Origin of the sequence: Pseudomonas sp. MD195_PC81_125 (genome assembly GCF_014060985.1) — a bacterium.
Classification (GTDB): domain Bacteria; phylum Pseudomonadota; class Gammaproteobacteria; order Pseudomonadales; family Pseudomonadaceae; genus Aquipseudomonas; species Aquipseudomonas parakoreensis.
The window spans coordinates 1-583 of record NZ_JABULD010001031.1 but is presented as its reverse complement, the minus strand read 5'-3'; the positions used below and the strand labels follow the sequence as shown (position 1 = coordinate 583).

1 protein-coding gene is annotated in these 583 nt (G+C 48.0%); it reads left to right on the top strand.

Features of this window, described 5'->3' with window-relative positions:
* The first annotated feature begins 306 nt into the window (after positions 1-306).
* The gene (locus tag HT737_RS31010; protein ID WP_182401771.1) at positions 307-477 is read left to right on the top strand and encodes a hypothetical protein; all 171 of its coding nucleotides are present in this window, start codon (positions 307-309) and stop codon (positions 475-477) included.
* Positions 478-583: the final 106 nt, after the last annotated feature.

Here is a 583-nt window from a genome sequence, read left to right as displayed (position 1 = left end):
ATTATTTTTATTCGGCTCAATCCGAGCCAACACAAACGCTCAGTTACTTTGTTCACACTAGCACCATTAAATCGCCACTACGAGTCTCAGCTGGCTCAACGCGAGCAAGAAAAAGCAAATTAGAGATAGCATTTAGCAATTTGCATTGATATTCAATTTAGCATTTGCTAATATTTGCCTGCATTTCCTTTGCCTTACGGCGAACCTAGAGCACTTCTCCCCTATCGTGAACGCCAACGAACGCGGCAGAACCTTGCTCGTCTGGAGAAATTGCCTCGTAGACATCCACAAATGAGAGGACAAACCGTGACCAATGCAAACAAATTCGCGGAGTTCGGCCAACGCCCGATCGACCTGGGCATGGCGATGAAGCGGGAGCAGACGACCGTAAGGAAGCTTCAGAAGCTAGCCAAAGCATGCGGCCTCAAGCTACTGAATCTTCGATCAGTATCCAAATCGGAGCAGCAGAATGGCTAAAACAATCCTGCGCACTCATCGAGATGGAGTCCACTTCTACCTGAACACTGAAACCTCCTCTCCCAGTACTGGGCACCGAAATCGTTACCGACTGTTAAAGACTGAG